The organism is Agromyces marinus (genome assembly GCF_021442325.1).
Taxonomy (GTDB): Bacteria; Actinomycetota; Actinomycetes; order Actinomycetales; family Microbacteriaceae; genus Agromyces; species Agromyces marinus.
This window is the reverse complement of the sequence record NZ_CP087879.1, coordinates 1,986,567-2,002,669: the sequence shown is the minus strand read 5'-3', so window position 1 is coordinate 2,002,669 and position 16,103 is coordinate 1,986,567. Positions and strand designations below refer to the sequence as shown.

Below are 16,103 nucleotides of genomic sequence, written 5' to 3'. Positions count from 1 at the left end.
GCACGCTCCGCATGGCGGGGCCGGCTCCGGCCGGCCCCGCCATCGGCGTCATCCGGCCGCGTGAGCGGTAGCGTGTCCGTCGTGCCGAAGCAGAACCTCCCCGTCGAGATCGCCGTCCAGGATGCCGCGGGCGTGCGCATCGCCCTCGAAGCGGGCGCCGCCCGGGTCGAGCTCTGCCAGGCGCTCGCGCTCGGCGGGCTGACGCCGTCGGCCGGGCTCGTCGAGGCGGCCGTGGAGGCCGCGGCCGCGGCATCCGTCACGGGGTTCGTGCACGTGCTCGTGCGCCCGCGCGGCGGCGGGTTCGTCTACGACGCCGACGAGGTCGCGGGCGTCGAGCGCGACATCCGCGCGGCCGTGCGCGCGGGCGCCGACGGCGTCGTCGTCGGCGCGATGCGCGAGGACGGCACGCTCGACGCCGACGCGATCGCGCGCTGGATCGAGGCCGCAGGGGCGGCCGATGTGACCGTGCACCGGGTCGTGGATGCCGCGGCCGACCCGGTCGCCGCGGTCGCGTCGCTGCCCGCGCTCGGCGTGCGCCGTGTGCTCACCTCGGGCGGCGCGCCCGACTGCCGTGCGGGCCTGCCGGGGCTCGCCGCGATGCACGCCGCGGTCGGGGACACGGTCGAGGTCATGGCGGGCGGCGGCGTGCGCGTCGCCGACATCCCCGAACTCGCGAGCGCCGGGGTCGATGCGGTCCACCTGTCGGCGCGGCGCAGCGTCACCCGCGGTGCGGGCGGCCCCGGCGGCGGCATCGACGCGTTCGATGCGACGGATGCCGCGACGGTGGTCGACGCGATCGCGGCGGCGGCGCAGGGCTGAACCCCCCAGGGGCGATCGTGCCTCGAGCTGGACGACGCGGTGCGTGCCGTGCAGCGCCGACCTTCGGTGCGCCGCCGCATACCGTCCGCATACCCGGCGGGGCGGCGTCGCATACCCGGCAGGGGCAACGTCGGAGACATGAACACCGCAACCGCACTCGCTCGCATCACCGCTGCCGCGTCCGCCGTCGTTCTCGGCGCGGCGCTCGCCGGGTGCCAGGGCACCCGTTCCGACGATTCCGGCGGGTCGGCGAAGCCGCCGGCATCCGCCGTCGTCCCAGACGACCTCAGCCCGCTGCGGTCACGGCCGCTGGTCGAGCCGTTCCGGCTCCCGGAGCCGGAGGCCGACGACCTGAGCCCGCTCGCGGGATGCTGAGCACGGTCAGTCGAACCCGCACGTGCTCACCTGCTCGCCGAGGTCGGACAGGTACGTGCGCCACTCGTCGGCGCTGAGTTCGCGCCCGGCGATGCGGCAGACCGCGTCGAACTGGTGGGTCGGGTCGAGGTCCCAGACGACGACGCCCTCGGGCATGCTGAGGGCCATCTCGAGCCCGTCCGGGCGAAGGTGTCCGGCGCCGAGCGTGCCCGGGTCCATGCGGAAGGGTTCACCGATCCGGATGCCGCTCGGGAGGTCGAACAGCATGCCGCTGCCGTCGGCGGCCGTGATGAGCAGGGTTCGACCGTCGACGCTGAGCTTCGGGATGCCGAGGCCGCCCGCGGTTCCGGTGAGGCTCCCCACCCGGCTCAAGCCGTCCGACTCGTATCGACCGATCCGGTTGTCCTCGAGGCCGATGAGATCGCCGGTGTCGAGGATCACCGTTCCGCCGGCCGGGAGAGGCTCGCTCGAGATCACACGGTGGTCGTCGGGGTCCAGCACGTCGACGCGGATCCGGGTCAGGGTTCCGTCGGCGGTTCGCACGGGCTCGACGAAGTACGAGACGCTGACGCGTTCGCCGTCCGGGGACTTGGCGAACCAGATGGGCCATCCGTCGCGTTCGAGCGGCATTCCTGCCGGCCGGAGGTCGGCAGCATCGAGCGGCGTGATCACGCCGTGCGGGTCCATCGCCTGGACGCGGGTCCCGGCATCCGTCACCCAGAGGCGAGACAGTTCCAGGCCCTCGGTCCCGACCATCCCCGTCTCGGCTTCGAGGGCGTGGAACAGTCCGTCGGAGTCGTGGCGCGCGAGCACGCGTCCGCCCGCGATCCACGCCGCGTCGCCGATCGGCTCGGGGAACGAGACGGACTTCGCGCCCGACGCGGTGTCGGTGACGGCCGCGTCGGCCCAGCCGTCCGCGAAGATCGAGGCGCTCCGTCTCGTGGCGGTCACGATCGAGGAGCCCTCGTAGGAGTATCCGGCGATGGCCGTTCCCGGTGCCGGGGACGGCAGCGCCCCACGAGTGCTGCGGACCGTCGATGAACGCGTTCCCGAGGAAGCCTTCCGCACCCTGGAGGACGCCCATGAGCGCGGAGCGCGTCCGCGGGTCCTCGGGCCAGCGCCGGTACGCCTCCGCCGCCAGGAGCGCGGACACGTCCCGCTCCGAGGACCGCACGGACAGTGCGGTCCCGACGAGGGCCTCGATCATCGCGCTGTCGCGCTGCCGGTCGGCCTCCCCGGTGGCGACGACGGCGATCGAGCCCGCCCCGACGAGCAGCACGATGAGACCGGCTGCGGCCCCGAGCAGCCCCCGAAGCCGACGATTCTGCCTTCGCTCCCGATGCGCTCGCGCGGCGAGCTCGTCCCGTTCCGCCGTGGCGAGGGCGGCCGAGCGGTCGAGGAACGAGGCCTCCATCTCGGTCAGGTCGCGCGGCGCGGCATCCCGCCACTCGATCGCCGACTGCAGGCGTGCCCCGCGGTACAGGTCGTCGTCGGGCCGCCCGGCCGCATCCCACGAGTCGGCCGCGGCCGCGACGGCCGTGAGCGATCGCGTGCTCTCCTCGTACTCCTCGAGCCACGCGTGCAGTCGCGGCCATGCGCGCGCCAGCGACTCGTGGGCGACCTCGATCGAGTCGGCCTCCGCGCTGACCAGCCGTGCGCCGGCCAGCCGGGCGAGCACGTCGTCGCGGGCGGCATCCGTCCGGAGGGGTTTGGACGGGATCCGGCGCCGCACGGGGCTGCCGTCCGGTCCCAGGGCGACCAGACGCAGGAGGACCGAGCGGCACATCGCACGCTGGTCGTCGTCGAGCGACTGGTAGAGCCGGTCCGCCGACTGGGCGATGGCACCCGAGATGCCCCCGGAGGCCTCGTAGCCGGCGACCGTGAGCGTCGCCCCCTCGCGACGCAGCCAGGTCTCCACCAGGGCGTGCGACAGATGGGGGAGGGCGCCCGGCTCGTCTGCCGCATCCCGCAGCAGCAGTTCGACCAGCCCGGGCTCGAGGCGCAGCCCCGCACGAGCGGCCGGTTGCTCGATCGCCTCGCGAAGCGCACCCGGCGACATCGGGCCCACGACCTGGACCTCATCGGTCACGAGCGGCGCGAGGTCCGGGTGCGCGGCGCACGCATCCAGGAAGTCCGAGCGGATGACGACCACGACGGTCCGGGTCTCGGCCGCCTCGGCGATCGCCGACGCGGCGTCGTCGATGTCGGCCTCACCGGCGTGGAAGACCTCCTCGAACTGATCGATCACGACGACATCGGCGCGGCCTCGACCGCGGACGGAGTCGCGCACGCGCACAGCCAGGTCGCGCCCCGGGATCAAGAGGGCGACCCGGTCGCCGCGCCGTCGCAGCGTCGGGACGACCCCCGCGCGCACGAGCGACGACTTGCCGCTGCCCGAGGCTCCCGTCACCGCGAGGGTTCGCGAGCGCGCGAGACGAGCGAGCGTCGCGCCGATCTCGGCGGTGCGACCGAAGAAGTCGTCCTCGTCGTCGACGCCGAACGGCGAGAGCCCGCGGTACGGGCACGTGTCGCTCGGAGCCGACGGCACCGCTCCGGGGGCGAGCGACGGGTCGTGCCGGAGGATGGCGACCTCGATCGCCCTCAGCTCATCACCCGGCTCGGCGCCGAGCTCGGCGTCGAGCCGCTGCTTGGCCGCACGGATCGCCGACAGGGCGTCCGCCTGCCGTCCGCTGCGATACAGCGCGGTCGCGAGCAGGGTCCAGCGGCGTTCGCGCAGCGGCGCATCGCCGACGAGTCGCTCCGCGTCGCCGACGGCTGCGGCGTGCTCCCCGAGCCCGAGCCGGGCCTCCAGCCGCACCTCCTCGAGGCCCATCCTCACCTCAGCGAGCCGCTCGGCCTCGACGACGGCCGCGGGCCAGTCGGCCAGGTCGGCGTACGGCGTGCCGCGCCACAGCACGAGCGCCCGGTCGGCGGCATCGATCGCGCGTGCGGGGTCGCCGTCCGCGAGGTGGTCCCGGGCGGATGACGCCAAGCGCTCGAATCGCACGGCGTCGACCGTGTCGAGGTCGAGCCGGATGCCGTATCCGCCGGGGCTGGTCTCGATGGGGTCCCGCCCGATCGCCGCGCGGACCCTGCCGATCGATGCCTGGAGCTGCTTCGGCCACGTGCCCGGAGGTTCGTCGTGCCAGAGGGCGTCGGCGAGTTCATCCGTCGACACCGGCCGGTCGGCGTGGAGGATCAGCGCCGCGAGGACGACCCGTTCGCGCGGGCTGAGTGCGACGCCGTCGAGGCGAAGCGGGCCGAAGACCCCGATGCCCATACCCGAAGTGTGCTCCCGGCCGGAGGGGGCGTCAACGTGTGCGGAGGGCGACGCATACCATCCGCATACCGGTCGCGCCGCGACCGCATACCTTGCGGGCGCACCGTCGAAGCATGAACACCGCAACCGCACTCATTCGCATCACCGCTGCCGCGTCCGCCGTCGCGTTCGGCGTGGCGCTCGCCGGGTGCCAGGGCACCCGTTCCGACGACTCGTCCGAGTCGGCGCAGACGTCGGCATCCTCCGTCCTCCGTGACGACCTCAGCCCGCTGCACTCCGGTCTGACGGCCGAGACCTTCCAGCTGCCGGAATCGACCGTCGACGACGATCTGAGCCCGGCCGCTCCGAAGTCGGGGACTTCGCCGTCTCCGACCCCTTCGCCGGCCGAGGTCCCCGCGATCGACGACGACCTGAGCCCGCTCGGCGGGCGCTGACCGATCCGATCCCCGGCGCGCGGATAGGCTGGACCGCATGGCGCGCGACGGCGACGACGAGGAAGCCCTCCAGTGGGAGGGCGATGACGAGGCCGCGCTCGCGGAGGGCTGGAAGCGCGGCGGGGCATCGCCGGCCGCCCCGGTCGGCGGCACCGTCGACGGTACGGATGCCGCGGCATCCGCTGCACCTGGCCCGGAGGCCCGCGACGAAGCCCCGACCCAGGTCGGCTCGACCGAGCTCGTGCTGCTCGGCATCTTCGCCGGCGCCTACCTGCTGTACACGCTGGGCTGGATCCTGACCGTGTTCCGGGTGACGAATCCCGGCGCCGATGCGCTCGCACAGTTCATGTTCGCGCTCGGCCTCTGGCTCGCGGTGCTCGCGCCCGCGCTGTGGTTCGGGGTGACCTTCGCGCTCACGCAGGGTCGCACGGTGCGCAGGTTCGTCTGGTTGGCGGTCGGCGCGGTCGTCCTGCTGCCGGTCGCGTTCGTGGCGGGGGTGGGATCGTGAGTGCCGACGTGTCGTCGACGGATGCCGCGCCCGCGCGTCGCACCCCGTTCTGGCTCGAACTCGTGCTCGCGATCGGGTTCGGGTTGTTCTACGCGTACGACGCGTGGGAGGCGGTCGGCAACCTGGTCGGCGTCGGCGGCATCGCGGCGGATCTCGGGACGACCCTGAGCGCCACGGGGTGGGTCGTCCTGATCATCGCCGTGCTGCTGCCGGTCGCGATCTTCGGCGTCGCGTTCCTGCTCGGGCGCCGTCGCTCCGCGTTCCTGCAGTCGGCGCTGTACCTCGCGGGGCTCGCGGTCTCGGCCGTGCTGTACCTCGACGTCGTCCAGCTCTTCGGGCTCGGCGCGCTGCTCGTCTGAGCTGCCCGCGCGATCGGGGCCGGTCCGCGCGCGTCACACGATTCGGGCGCCGCCGACGGCGTGAAGTAGGCTGTCCGCGTCATCCGCGCCCCGACGACGCCGGCGCGACTCCCCGGTGCGCTCGCACCACGTCTCGATGCAGTGAGGATCCGCCCGTGACGAAGCCCGTCGTGCTGATCGCCGAAGAACTCTCGCCCGCCACCGTCGACGCCCTGGGGCCCGACTTCGACGTCCGCAACGTCGACGGCACCGACCGTCCGGCGCTGCTGGCAGCGCTCGCCGATGCGAACGCCATCCTCGTGCGGTCGGCCACGAAGGTCGACGCCGAGGCGATCGCCGCCGCGCCGAAGCTGAAGGTCGTCGCGCGGGCGGGCGTCGGCCTCGACAACGTCGACATCAAGTCGGCCACGACCGCCGGCGTCATGGTCGTGAACGCTCCGACGTCGAACATCATCTCGGCCGCCGAGCTCACGGTCGGGCACATCCTGAGCCTCGCCCGCCACATCCCGGCCGCGCACGCAGCGCTCGCGCAGGGGGAGTGGAAGCGCTCGGCCTACACGGGCACCGAGCTCTACGAGAAGACCGTCGGCATCATCGGCCTGGGCCGCATCGGCGCGCTCATCGCCGCGCGCCTGCAGGCGTTCGGCGTCGAGGTCATCGCATACGACCCATACATCACGGCCGCACGCGCGCAGCAGCTCGGCGTGCAGACGGTGAGCCTCGACGACCTGCTCGAGCGCAGCGACTTCATCACCATCCACATGCCGAAGACGCCCGAGACCACCGGCATGATCGGCGCCGAGCAGCTCGCGAAGATGAAGCCGACCGCCTACGTCGTCAACGTCGCGCGCGGCGGGCTGATCGACGAGGACGCGCTGCACGACGCGCTGGTCGCGAAGACCATCGCGGGGGCCGGCCTCGACGTGTTCGTGCAGGAGCCGCCGAAGGAGTCGCCGCTGCTCGCCCTCCCGAACGTCGTCGTCACGCCGCACCTCGGCGCCTCGACCGACGAGGCCCAGGAGAAGGCGGGCATCTCGGTCGCGAAGTCGGTTCGCCTCGCGCTCGCCGGCGAACTCGTGCCCGACGCGGTCAACGTCGCCGGCGGCGTCATCGACCCGTACGTGCGCCCGGGCATCCCGCTCGTCGAGAAGCTCGGCCAGCTGTTCGCCGGGCTTGCGCAGGGCCCGCTCGAGAGCCTCGACGTCGAGGTGCACGGCGAGCTCGTCGACTACGACGTGAGCGTGCTCAAGCTCGCCGCGCTCAAGGGCGTCTTCACCAACGTGGTCAGCGAGACCGTGTCGTACGTGAACGCGCCGCTGCTCGCCGAGCAGCGCGGTGTGGCCGTGCGACTCATCGCCGACGCAGACAGCCCCGAGTACCGCAATGTCATCACGCTGCGCGGAGCGCTGGCCGACGGCACGCAGGTCTCGGTCTCGGGCACGCTGACCGGCACGAAGCAGATCGAGAAGCTCGTGGGCGTCAACGGCTACGACGTCGAGGTGCCGATCGCCGACCACCACATCGTCATGCTCTACACCGACCGCCCGGGCATCGTCGCGGTCTACGGCAGCGAGTTCGGCGACGCCGGCATCAACATCGCGGGCATGCAGATCGCGCGCCGCGAGGCGGGCGGCCAGGCCCTGTCGGTGCTGACGGTCGACTCGCCGGTGCCCGCCGAGGTGCTCGAGCGCGTGCGGGTGGCGATCGAAGCGGACGTGCTCGTCGAGGTCGAGATCACCGAGTAGTCGAGCGGATGCCGCGCGGCGGCGGTTCGCGCGTGCGAACCGCCGCCGTTCGCGTCAGTGCCCGTCTCCGTCAGTGCCCGTCGGCGGCGAGTCGTTCGAGCAGTGCGACGAGCGCGTCCATCTGATCGGGGCTCATGTCGCCTCCGGTGCCGACGTCGTCGACGGCTTCCGCGCGGAGCGCGGAGTGGTAGTACAGCCCGTCGCCGATGAGGGTTATGGCGATCGCGAGCGCGGGATCGTCGACGTGGCGGCCGAGTTCGGCGAGCCAGCGTTCGCGGACCTCTTCGATGGCCTGCCCGGCCTGCCGGTCGCCGCCCTGTGCGAGGCGCACGGTCGCGATGAAGCTGCGGTCGAGCGGCGTCTCGATGACGAGTGAGGAGCGCACGAAGTACGAGATCGGGCCGTCGGGCGCGTCGTGGATGCGTGCGACGTCGTCGTCGACGAGGCGGTGCAGGCGTTCGATCAGGCCGGCGATGAGGGCCTGGCGCGAGCCGAAGTGGTAGAGCAGGCCGCCCTTCGAGACGCCGGCCGCCTTCGCGGTGGCGTCGAGGGTCGCGGCACGTTCGCCGTCGGCGATGATGAGCCGCTCGAAGGCGTCGAGCACGGCGTCGCGTGCGGCGGGGGGTCTGCTCATGGCTCCGATGGTATCGATGGCGGGTGGTCGGCGACATCTGATACTCTACCGTCTAGCCGGTACAGTTATAGGAATCGACATGCACGACCACACCAACACCACGACGCTCCCCGTCACCACGCCCGAATCGGGCGCGCCCGCGGCATCCGCTCGCCTGCGCCCCGACCCCGGCCGGGGTGCCCCGCAGGGCGCCGGGCGAGCGCGACGCTGGCTCGCGCTCGCGGTGCTCATGCTGCCCGTGCTCCTCGTCGCCGTCGACAACACCGTGCTCAGCTTCGCCCTTCCCGCGATCGCGCGCGACCTCGCGCCCACCGCCGCGCAGCAGCTCTGGATCATCGACGCCTACCCGCTCGTGCTCGCCGCACTGCTCGTCTCGATGGGCAGCGCAGGCGACCGCTGGGGGCGCCGACGCATGCTGCTGATCGGATCGGTCGGCTTCGCGCTCGTCTCGATCGCCGCGGCGTTCGCGCCCACCGCCGAACTGCTCATCGCCGCCCGCGCGGGACTCGGGTTCTTCGGTGCGATGCTCATGCCGTCCACGCTCTCGCTCCTGCGCTCGGTCTTCACCGACCGCGAGGAGCGGCGCCTCGCGATCGCGATCTGGGCCTCCGGCTTCGCCGCCGGGGCCGCGCTCGGCCCGATCGTCGGCGGCGTGCTGCTCGAGCACTTCGCGTGGGGCTCGGTGTTCCTGCTCGCCGTGCCCGTGCTCATCCCGCTCGTCGTGCTGCTGCCGCTGCTCATCCCCGAGAGCCGCGACCCGGCCCCCGGCCCGATCGATCTCGTGAGCATCCTCCTCTCGTTCGCCGCCATGGGCGCCGTCGTCTTCGGCATCAAGCACCTCGCGACCGAGGGGCTCGACCTGCTCGGCGTGGCCTGCATCCTCGTCGGCGCCGCGGCGGGCGTCTGGTTCGTGCGCCGGCAGCTGCGTGCGCGCGTGCCGATGCTCGACATGCGACTCTTCCGCATCGGCGCGTTCGGCGGCGGCGTGATCGTCAACCTGCTCAGCGTCGTGGCACTCGTGGGCTTCCTGTACTTCGTGTCGCAGCACCTGCAGCTGGTCGTCGGGCTCTCCCCGGTGATGGCCGGGCTCGCGCTCGTCCCCGGGCTGGTCACGATGATCGCGGCGGGGCTCGCCGTGGTGCCGCTCTCGCGGCGCATCCGCGCGCGCATCCTCGTCCCGGCGGCGCTCGCGGTCTCCGCCGCGGGCTACGTCGTGGTGGCGCTCACCGCGGGCGGCGGCATCGCCGGCGTGGCGATCGCGTTCGTCCTGCTCGGCCTCGGCATCGGCATGGCCGAGACCGTCTCCAACGAGATGATCCTCTCGACCGCCCCGCCGGCCAAGGCCGGCGCGGCCTCGGCGGTGTCCGAGACCGCGTACGAACTCGGCGCGGTGCTCGGCACCGCGCTGCTCGGCAGCATCCTCGCGGCCTGGTACCGCACCAACCTCGAGGTTCCCGAGGCGTTGTCGGTCGCCCAGGCGGATGCCGCACGCGAGACGCTCGCGGGCGCCGTGAACGTCGCGGAGACGGTGCCCGCCGAGGCGTCGGCCGCGCTGCTCTCGTCCGCCGCGCACGCGTTCGACGGGGGCGTGGTCGTGACCTCGATCCTCGGCGTGGTGCTCATGGTCGCGGCCGGCGTCGTCGCGGCGCTCACGCTCAACGACGCGAGGGGCGACGCCTCGGAGTGAGGCGACGCCCCTCGCGGGCGATCCGGTTGATCCGGCTGATCCGGGTCAGATCGCCGTGGTGTCGTCCGGGCGCGACGTCTCGTTGCGCGTGACGCGGTCGCCCGTCGCCGGGTCGACGGTGGTGCGCGAGGTCGCGACCGAGTTCCGGCGACGCGCGAGCAGGATGATGCCGAGGATGATGACGACCGCTCCGGCCGCCATAAGGATGTATCCGACCAGTTCCAGGTTGATCCACTCCACCGAGAGGTTCAGCGCGAACGCGAGGATCGCGCCGATGACGAAGAGGACGATTCCGAGGCCGAGACTCATGTGGGTTGCCTGCTTTCACTCGGGCGGCACGCAGCCGCGGGGCCGGGGCGGGATGCCGCCCCGATGCGCCCGAGTGTAGTGATCAGCGCCCGCGGCGGACAGTACGCTGGGAGGGCTGGCGTACGAAGGAGTGTTCATGGTAACGACGGTCAGGCTCGCGGTCATCCCGGGCGACGGCATCGGTCCCGAGGTGGTGGGCGAGGCGCTCAAGGCGCTCGAGGCCGCGACCGCCGGCGCCGACGTGGTGTTCGAGCAGACGCACTTCTCGCTCGGTGCCGCGCGCTACCTCGCGACCGGCGACACCCTGACCGATGACGACCTCGAGGCCGTCAAGGGCCACGACGCGATCCTCCTCGGCGCGGTCGGGGGCGTTCCCGGCGACCCGCGTCTCGCGGGGGCGAACATCGAGCGCGGCCTGCTGCTGAAGCTGCGCTTCGAACTCGACCACTACGTCAACCTCCGCCCGAGCGTGCTGTACCCGGGCGTCGCGAGCCCGCTCGCAGACCCGGGCGACGTCGACTTCGTCGTCGTGCGCGAGGGCACGGAGGGGCCGTACGTCGGCAACGGCGGCGCGATCCGCGTCGGCACGCCCGCCGAGGTCGCCAACGAGGTCTCGGTGAACACCGCCTACGGCGTCGAGCGCGTCGTGAGCTACGCGTTCGCCGCGGCATCCGCTCGACCGAGGAAGAGGCTCACGCTCGTCCACAAGACGAACGTGCTCGTCTTCGCCGGCTCCCTCTGGAAGCGCACGGTCGACGCCGTCGCGACCGACTACCCCGAGGTCGCCGTCGACTACCTGCACGTCGACGCGGCGACCATCTTCCTCGTCACGGATCCTGCTAGATTCGACGTCATCGTCACGGACAACCTCTTCGGCGACATCCTCACCGACCTGGCCGGCGCGATCAGCGGCGGAATCGGACTCGCGGCCTCGGGCAACATCAACCCCGACGGCCGGTTCCCGAGCATGTTCGAGCCCGTGCACGGTTCGGCTCCGGACATCGCAGGGAAGGGCATCGCCGACCCGACCGCCGCGATCCTCTCGGTCGCGCTGCTGCTGGACCACCTCGGTCACCCGGCCGCCGCAGCCAGGGTGCGCGAAGCGGTCGCCGCAGACGTCGCCGAACGCGGCGACGCCGTGCGGTCGACCTCCGAGATCGGCGACGCCATCGCCGCACGCATCGGCGCCGTCGTCGGCGCCCACTGAACCGCACCTTCCGAAGGAGGAGCACATGTCCACATCGAACCTCACGCTGCAGGCACCGTCGCCCGCGGGGCTCATCTGGCGGATCACGCGCAACGAGGCCGCGAAGTCGGCCGAGGAACGCGCGGCCGTCCTCGCCGACCCCGGGTTCGGCAACCACTTCACCGACCACATGGTCGACCTGTGCTGGTCGGAGAAGGGCGGGTGGCACCGTCCGCGCGTCTCGCCGTACGGCCCGATCCAGCTCGACCCGGCTGCGGCCGTGCTCCACTACGCACAGGAGATCTTCGAGGGCCTCAAGGCCTACCGTCACGCGGACGGCTCGATCCGCACCTTCCGGCCCTTCGAGAACGCGGCGCGCATGCAGCGTTCGGCCCGGCGCATGGCGCTGCCCGAACTGCCCGTGGACCTCTTCATCGACACGCTGAAGCAGCTCGTCGCGGTCGACGCCGACTGGGTTCCGAGCGAGCCCGAGACGAGCCTGTACCTGCGGCCGTTCATGTTCGCCAAGGAGGCGTTCCTCGGCGTGCGACCGGCGAAGAAGGTCTCGTACTACCTGATCGCGAGCCCGGCCGCCGCCTACTTCCCCGGCGGCGTGCAGCCCGTGAACATCTGGCTGTCGACCCGCTACGCGCGGGCCGGCAAGGGCGGGACCGGCGCCGCGAAGACCGGCGGGAACTACGCTTCGAGCCTGCTGCCGCAGGCCGAGGCGGCCGAGCACGGATGCCAGCAGGTGCTGTTCCTCGACGAGGGCGAGTACCTCGAGGAGCTCGGCGGCATGAACGTGGTGCTCGTGAAGAAGGACGGCACGCTCCTCACGCCGCAGTCCGACTCGATCCTCGAGGGCATCACGCGCGACTCGATCCTGCAGCTCGCCGCCGACCGCGGCCACCAGGTCGAGCAGCGGCCCGTGACCCTCGAGGAGTGGCGCGAGGGCGCGGCATCCGGAGAGATCGTCGGCGCGTTCGCCTGCGGCACCGCAGCCGTCGTCGTGCCCATCGGCCGCTTGCTCGCCGAGGACTTCGAGATCGTGCACAACGGCCCCGCCGCGTCCGAACTCGCCCTGTCGCTGCGCGAGGAGCTCACCGGCATCCAGTACGGGCGCGTCGAGGACCGCCACGGCTGGATGGTTCGGCTCGACGCATGAAGATCGCACGGTTCTCCCACGACGAGACCATCTCGTTCGGCATCGTCGACGAAGAGGAGCACGAGCTCGTCGTCCTGAAGGCCGACCCGATGTTCGCCGGCTACGAGCCGACGGGGGAGCGTGTACCGCTCGCCGAGGCGAAGCTGCTCGCGCCGGTCATCCCGCGCTCGAAGGTCGTCGCGGTGGGCAGGAACTACCACGAGCACGCGGAGGAGATGGGCGGCCATGCGCCGCCCGAGCCGCTGCTGTTCCTGAAGCCGAACACGTCGGTCATCGGTCCGGGGGATCCCATCGTGCTGCCGCCCGAGAGCGACCAGGTCGAGTTCGAGGGCGAGCTCGCGATCGTCATCGGGCGGGTCGCCCGCCGGGTGAGCGAAGCGGAGGCGGCATCCGTCGTCTTCGGCTACACCATCGCGAACGACGTGACGGCGCGCGACCTCCAGCGCAGCGACGGGCAGTGGACGCGGGCGAAGGGATTCGACACGTTCTGCCCGCTCGGGCCGGTCATCGAGACCGACGTCGACCTCGAGGGCGGCGAGCTCACGACGAGCGTCAACGGCACGAGGCGTCAGCACGGCCGGCTCGCCGACATGGTGCACCCGGTTTCGAAGGTCATCGCGTACGCGTCGAACGTGTTCACGCTGCTGCCGGGCGACGTGATCCTCACGGGCACGCCGGCGGGCGTCGGCCGGATCGTCGACGGCGACTCGGTCGACGTGACGGTCTCGGGGCTCGGGTCGCTCGTGAATCCGGTGCGCTCGGCGCCGGCGCGCTGAGACCGGCGGCCCAGGCGCCGCCGCGAGCGCCGGGTGCGCGGATTCGCGCCAGGTGCGCGGGAGCGCGCCCGCGCACCGGTCGCGAATCCGCGCACTCGGCGTGCCGACTCGCCGAGTCAGGCGCCGCGGAAGACCGTGAGCACGACCTGGCTCGCGCCGCCGTCGGCGCTGAGCGCGTGCGGGACGCCGGTCTCGATGTGGAGGAGCGTGCCGACGTCGAGTTGCACCTCTTCGCCTGCGACCGCGATGCTCGTGCGGCCGGTGAGCCCGCGCAGGAGGATCGGTGCGGTCGCGGTGTGTTCGCGCATCACGGCGCCCTCGCCGAGGGTGATGAGCATCATCGAGATGCCGTCGTGCGCGAAGACCCGCGCGGTGCGGACCACACCCGCTTCGGGGGTGCTGTGCTCGCGCAGGCGGTCGTCGTTCGCGGCGATGATTCGGTGAGACTCTGGCATTCTGCTCCTTCCGCAGGTATTGAACGTATCAGAATGCGTTTTAATCGGGTAGGGTGGTGGGGTGGACACCGGGCTCGAAGATCTCCGCGGCCGCGACGACGTCGCCACGCTCGTCACCGCGTTCTATGCACGCGCGTTCGCCGACCCCCTCATCGGCCCGATCTTCACCGACATCGCGAAGCTCGACCTCGATCGCCACCTGCCCATCATGTGCGACTTCTGGGAGACCGTGATCTTCCGCACCGGCGGCTATCGGCGCAACGCGCTCGCGGTGCATGTCGCACTCAACGACCGCGCGCCCCTCGGCGAACCGGAGTTCCGGCGTTGGCTCGAGCTGTGGACGGCGACCACCGATGCCCTCTATACGGGGCCGGCCGCCGAGCGGGCGAAGCTCCAGGCCGGTCGCATCGCCGGATCGATGCAGCGCCGACTCGCGGGCGGCTCGGGCAGCGCGTATGAGCGCCTCGACACCCGCGAACGACTCACAGCCAGTGGCGGGATCGATGACCTCCCCGCAGGCTGACCCGGGCCGGGTCTCCGCGCCCCGGCGCCGGGTGCTCGACGTGCTCGCCACGGCGGGCGAACCGCTGGGCGCGGACCGGGTCGCCGAGGCGCTCGGCGTGCACCTGACGACCGCGAGGTTCCACCTCGACCGGCTGGTCGAGGCGGGGTTCGTGCGCGCGGAGCCCGTCGCCGACGGTCGGCGTGGGCGGCCGCGCCTGCGCTACCGGCTCGTCGACGATCGCGCGCGCGATGATCGCGCCCGCGATCGGCTGATCGGGGCGCTCGCTGGAGCGCTCGCGGCGGATGCCGGAGTCGCGGGCGGGGATACTTCGGGCGGGCCTGCGGAACTCGCGCGGCTCGCGGGGCTTCGATGGGCGCAGGAGCTCACCGGGCGTGCCGCCCTCGCTGCCGACCAGACCGACGCGGCAGCCGCCGTCGCCCGGCTCGACTCCGTGCTCACCGAGATCGGGTTCGCACCCGAGCGCGACGCCGACGGATTCGCGCTCACCGCGTGCCCGTTCCGCGACGCCGCCCGACGCGACCCGTCGGTCGTGTGCTCGGTGCATCGCGGGCTCATCGAGGGCGTCTGGGCGGATGCGGCCGGGGCAGGCGAACCGCCGACACTCCTGCCGTTCGTGGCGCCGGAACGTTGCCTCGTGCGCCTGCCCGAGCCGACGGACCGCTGACCGGAGTCGCGAGCCGAGGCATCCGATCTCAGCGGGCGCCGCGTCGCGCGGTGACCGCTCGCGCCGCGCGCTCCACATCCTCCTCGTCGTTCCACAGGTGGAACGCGACGCGCGCCCGGCCCGCGCGCCCCGACGCCACGAGGCCGTCCTTGGTGAGGGCGGCGAGGTGGCATCCGTCGGGGTCGGGCCAGCTGACGATCGCGCTGTCGGACGGGCCGAGCCCGATGCGCTCGCGGAAGGCGTTCGCGAGCGCGACGTCGCGGTCGCGTACCGAGGCCAGGTCCATGCCCGCTGCGAGGCCGAGCGCGACCTCGGCGCCCGCCCACGCCTGCCAGGCGGGGGAGACGTCGAACCGCCTGGCGCCCGCGGCCAGGTACAGGTCGGGGCCGTAGCACGACGCCCACGGGTCCTCGCCCGAGTACCAGCCCGCGGTCAGCGGCGCGATCTCGGCGAGCGCGCGGTCGCTCGCGCCCATGAACGCCGCGCCGCGCGGCGCCGAGAGCCACTTGTAGGCGTGGCATACGACGAGGTCGGCGTCGAGGTCGTCGGTGGGCATCCATCCGGTCGCCTGGGTCGTGTCGACGAGCGTGAGCGCGCCCGCATCGCGGGCGGCGGTGAGAACGGATGCCGCGTCGGCGACCTCGCCCGTCGCGGACTGCACCAGTGAGAACGCGACCAGCCACGTGGTCGGCCGGATCTCGTCGGCGAGGCTCGCGAGCGGCACGTGGCGCACGCGCAGGTCGCCGCGCGCGAGGAACGGGGCCACGACCGAGCTGAAGTCGCCGTCGACGCACAGCACCTCGGCGCCCGCCGGGGCGGATGCCGCGGCGAGTCCGGTGAACACCGAGACCTGCGAGCCGAGCGCGATGCGCTCGGTGGTCGTGCCGAGCAGGGTCGCGGCGTGGGCGCGCGAGCGCTCGACGATGCCCGAGTACTCGGCCGCCGAGGCGCGGCCCGCGCTCCAGCGGTCGAGGTCGGAGCGGAGGGCGTCGACGGTCGCGGTCGCGGGAAGGCCCATGGTGCACGCGGCGAGGTAGCCGCGGCCCGCTTCGAAGCGGGGTGCGGTGTCGGGTGCGACGGTCGGACGCGAGGTCGTGAGGGGCATGCATCCAGCCTGCGGCGCGGCATTCGATCACGGAAGTGCCGCTCTGCGATGAAATGCATAAGCATCCCTTATGCTC

17 protein-coding genes and 1 pseudogene are annotated in these 16,103 nt (G+C 72.6%); 12 read left to right on the top strand and 6 right to left on the bottom strand.

Annotated features, from left to right (window positions below; all coding sequences use genetic code 11):
* Positions 1-81: 81 nt before the first annotated feature.
* On the top strand, positions 82-819 hold the full coding sequence (locus tag DSM26151_RS09365; protein ID WP_234659299.1) for a copper homeostasis protein CutC: 738 nt from the start codon (positions 82-84) through the stop codon (positions 817-819).
* Positions 820-957: 138 nt separating this feature from the next.
* Positions 958-1,194, top strand: coding sequence for a hypothetical protein (locus tag DSM26151_RS09360; protein ID WP_234659298.1), 237 nt, complete (start codon positions 958-960; stop codon positions 1,192-1,194).
* A gap of 6 nt (positions 1,195-1,200) precedes the next feature.
* Here DSM26151_RS09360 and DSM26151_RS09355 read toward each other — a convergent pair whose 3' ends face one another.
* Positions 1,201-2,145 carry a hypothetical protein gene (locus DSM26151_RS09355; RefSeq protein ID WP_234659297.1) on the bottom strand — a complete coding sequence of 315 codons (945 nt, stop codon included), beginning with the start codon at positions 2,143-2,145 and terminating at the stop codon, positions 1,201-1,203.
* Between the two features lie 598 nt (positions 2,146-2,743).
* Positions 2,744-4,474: pseudogene (locus DSM26151_RS15200) on the bottom strand (nSTAND1 domain-containing NTPase); the annotation flags it as partial.
* Between the two features lie 113 nt (positions 4,475-4,587).
* Here DSM26151_RS15200 and DSM26151_RS09345 point away from each other — a divergent pair.
* The 4 genes from DSM26151_RS09345 to serA all read left to right on the top strand — a co-directional run bounded on the left by DSM26151_RS09345 (position 4,588) and on the right by serA (position 7,520).
* The gene (locus tag DSM26151_RS09345) at positions 4,588-4,908 is read left to right on the top strand and encodes a hypothetical protein (RefSeq protein WP_234659295.1); all 321 of its coding nucleotides are present in this window, start codon (positions 4,588-4,590) and stop codon (positions 4,906-4,908) included.
* A 37-nt stretch (positions 4,909-4,945) separates the two neighbouring features.
* Positions 4,946-5,416, top strand: a complete 471-nt coding sequence (locus tag DSM26151_RS09340) for a hypothetical protein (protein WP_234659294.1) — start codon at positions 4,946-4,948, stop codon at positions 5,414-5,416.
* Positions 5,413-5,775, top strand: a complete 363-nt coding sequence (locus DSM26151_RS09335) for a bacitracin resistance protein (RefSeq protein ID WP_234659293.1) — start codon at positions 5,413-5,415, stop codon at positions 5,773-5,775. The genes DSM26151_RS09340 and DSM26151_RS09335 overlap by 4 nt, the downstream gene beginning before the upstream one ends.
* A gap of 155 nt (positions 5,776-5,930) precedes the next feature.
* On the top strand, positions 5,931-7,520 hold the full coding sequence (serA, locus tag DSM26151_RS09330; RefSeq protein WP_234659292.1) for a phosphoglycerate dehydrogenase: 1,590 nt from the start codon (positions 5,931-5,933) through the stop codon (positions 7,518-7,520).
* A gap of 70 nt (positions 7,521-7,590) precedes the next feature.
* On the opposite strand, the gene DSM26151_RS09325 is transcribed toward serA, so the two are convergent.
* The gene (locus DSM26151_RS09325; protein WP_234659291.1) at positions 7,591-8,154 is read right to left on the bottom strand and encodes a TetR/AcrR family transcriptional regulator; all 564 of its coding nucleotides are present in this window, start codon (positions 8,152-8,154) and stop codon (positions 7,591-7,593) included.
* Positions 8,155-8,233: 79 nt separating this feature from the next.
* On the opposite strand from DSM26151_RS09325, the gene DSM26151_RS09320 reads away from it, so the two are divergent.
* Entirely contained in the window at positions 8,234-9,841 is a 1,608-nt protein-coding gene (locus DSM26151_RS09320) for an MFS transporter (RefSeq protein ID WP_234659290.1), read from the top strand.
* Between the two features lie 45 nt (positions 9,842-9,886).
* On the opposite strand, the gene DSM26151_RS09315 is transcribed toward DSM26151_RS09320, so the two are convergent.
* Positions 9,887-10,150, bottom strand: coding sequence for a DUF6458 family protein (locus tag DSM26151_RS09315; RefSeq protein ID WP_234659289.1), 264 nt, complete (start codon positions 10,148-10,150; stop codon positions 9,887-9,889).
* 136 nt (positions 10,151-10,286) lie between these two features.
* Between DSM26151_RS09315 and DSM26151_RS09310 the strand changes: the two genes are divergently transcribed.
* The 3 genes from DSM26151_RS09310 to DSM26151_RS09300 are packed head-to-tail and all read left to right on the top strand — an operon-like array spanning position 10,287 to position 13,277.
* Positions 10,287-11,357 carry a 3-isopropylmalate dehydrogenase gene (locus tag DSM26151_RS09310; protein WP_234659288.1) on the top strand — a complete coding sequence of 357 codons (1,071 nt, stop codon included), beginning with the start codon at positions 10,287-10,289 and terminating at the stop codon, positions 11,355-11,357.
* Positions 11,358-11,382: 25 nt separating this feature from the next.
* The gene (locus tag DSM26151_RS09305; protein WP_234659287.1) at positions 11,383-12,501 is read left to right on the top strand and encodes a branched-chain amino acid aminotransferase; all 1,119 of its coding nucleotides are present in this window, start codon (positions 11,383-11,385) and stop codon (positions 12,499-12,501) included.
* Positions 12,498-13,277 carry a fumarylacetoacetate hydrolase family protein gene (locus DSM26151_RS09300; protein WP_234659286.1) on the top strand — a complete coding sequence of 260 codons (780 nt, stop codon included), beginning with the start codon at positions 12,498-12,500 and terminating at the stop codon, positions 13,275-13,277. The genes DSM26151_RS09305 and DSM26151_RS09300 overlap by 4 nt, the downstream gene beginning before the upstream one ends.
* A gap of 116 nt (positions 13,278-13,393) precedes the next feature.
* Here DSM26151_RS09300 and DSM26151_RS09295 read toward each other — a convergent pair whose 3' ends face one another.
* Positions 13,394-13,732 (bottom strand): cupin domain-containing protein, encoded by a 339-nt coding sequence (locus DSM26151_RS09295; RefSeq protein ID WP_234659285.1) that lies wholly within the window; start codon positions 13,730-13,732, stop codon positions 13,394-13,396.
* Positions 13,733-13,793: 61 nt separating this feature from the next.
* On the opposite strand from DSM26151_RS09295, the gene DSM26151_RS09290 reads away from it, so the two are divergent.
* Together DSM26151_RS09290 and DSM26151_RS09285 are read left to right on the top strand one after the other, a co-directional pair.
* The gene (locus tag DSM26151_RS09290) at positions 13,794-14,255 is read left to right on the top strand and encodes a group III truncated hemoglobin (RefSeq protein WP_234659284.1); all 462 of its coding nucleotides are present in this window, start codon (positions 13,794-13,796) and stop codon (positions 14,253-14,255) included.
* On the top strand, positions 14,236-14,922 hold the full coding sequence (locus DSM26151_RS09285) for a helix-turn-helix domain-containing protein (RefSeq protein ID WP_234659283.1): 687 nt from the start codon (positions 14,236-14,238) through the stop codon (positions 14,920-14,922). Before DSM26151_RS09290 ends, DSM26151_RS09285 begins: the two co-directional genes overlap by 20 nt.
* A gap of 28 nt (positions 14,923-14,950) precedes the next feature.
* Here the strand turns inward: DSM26151_RS09285 and DSM26151_RS09280 are convergent, their stop codons facing one another.
* Positions 14,951-16,027 carry an aminotransferase class V-fold PLP-dependent enzyme gene (locus tag DSM26151_RS09280; protein WP_234659282.1) on the bottom strand — a complete coding sequence of 359 codons (1,077 nt, stop codon included), beginning with the start codon at positions 16,025-16,027 and terminating at the stop codon, positions 14,951-14,953.
* Positions 16,028-16,103 lie beyond the last annotated feature (76 nt).

What these genes read in the sequence shown, in the direction of transcription:
- DSM26151_RS09360 (WP_234659298.1), top strand. Translation starts at nt 958, where the DNA reads ATGAACACCGCAACCGCACTCGCTCGCATCACCGCTGCCGCGTCCGCC.
- DSM26151_RS09345 (WP_234659295.1), top strand. Translation starts at nt 4,588, where the DNA reads ATGAACACCGCAACCGCACTCATTCGCATCACCGCTGCCGCGTCCGCC.
- DSM26151_RS09340 (WP_234659294.1), top strand. Translation starts at nt 4,946, where the DNA reads ATGGCGCGCGACGGCGACGACGAGGAAGCCCTCCAGTGGGAGGGCGAT.
- DSM26151_RS09325 (WP_234659291.1), bottom strand. Translation starts at nt 8,154, where the DNA reads ATGAGCAGACCCCCCGCCGCACGCGACGCCGTGCTCGACGCCTTCGAG.
- DSM26151_RS09320 (WP_234659290.1), top strand. Translation starts at nt 8,234, where the DNA reads ATGCACGACCACACCAACACCACGACGCTCCCCGTCACCACGCCCGAA.
- DSM26151_RS09315 (WP_234659289.1), bottom strand. Translation starts at nt 10,150, where the DNA reads ATGAGTCTCGGCCTCGGAATCGTCCTCTTCGTCATCGGCGCGATCCTC.
- DSM26151_RS09310 (WP_234659288.1), top strand. Translation starts at nt 10,287, where the DNA reads ATGGTAACGACGGTCAGGCTCGCGGTCATCCCGGGCGACGGCATCGGT.
- DSM26151_RS09305 (WP_234659287.1), top strand. Translation starts at nt 11,383, where the DNA reads ATGTCCACATCGAACCTCACGCTGCAGGCACCGTCGCCCGCGGGGCTC.
- DSM26151_RS09300 (WP_234659286.1), top strand. Translation starts at nt 12,498, where the DNA reads ATGAAGATCGCACGGTTCTCCCACGACGAGACCATCTCGTTCGGCATC.
- DSM26151_RS09295 (WP_234659285.1), bottom strand. Translation starts at nt 13,732, where the DNA reads ATGCCAGAGTCTCACCGAATCATCGCCGCGAACGACGACCGCCTGCGC.
- DSM26151_RS09285 (WP_234659283.1), top strand. Translation starts at nt 14,236, where the DNA reads ATGACCTCCCCGCAGGCTGACCCGGGCCGGGTCTCCGCGCCCCGGCGC.
- DSM26151_RS09280 (WP_234659282.1), bottom strand. Translation starts at nt 16,027, where the DNA reads ATGCCCCTCACGACCTCGCGTCCGACCGTCGCACCCGACACCGCACCC.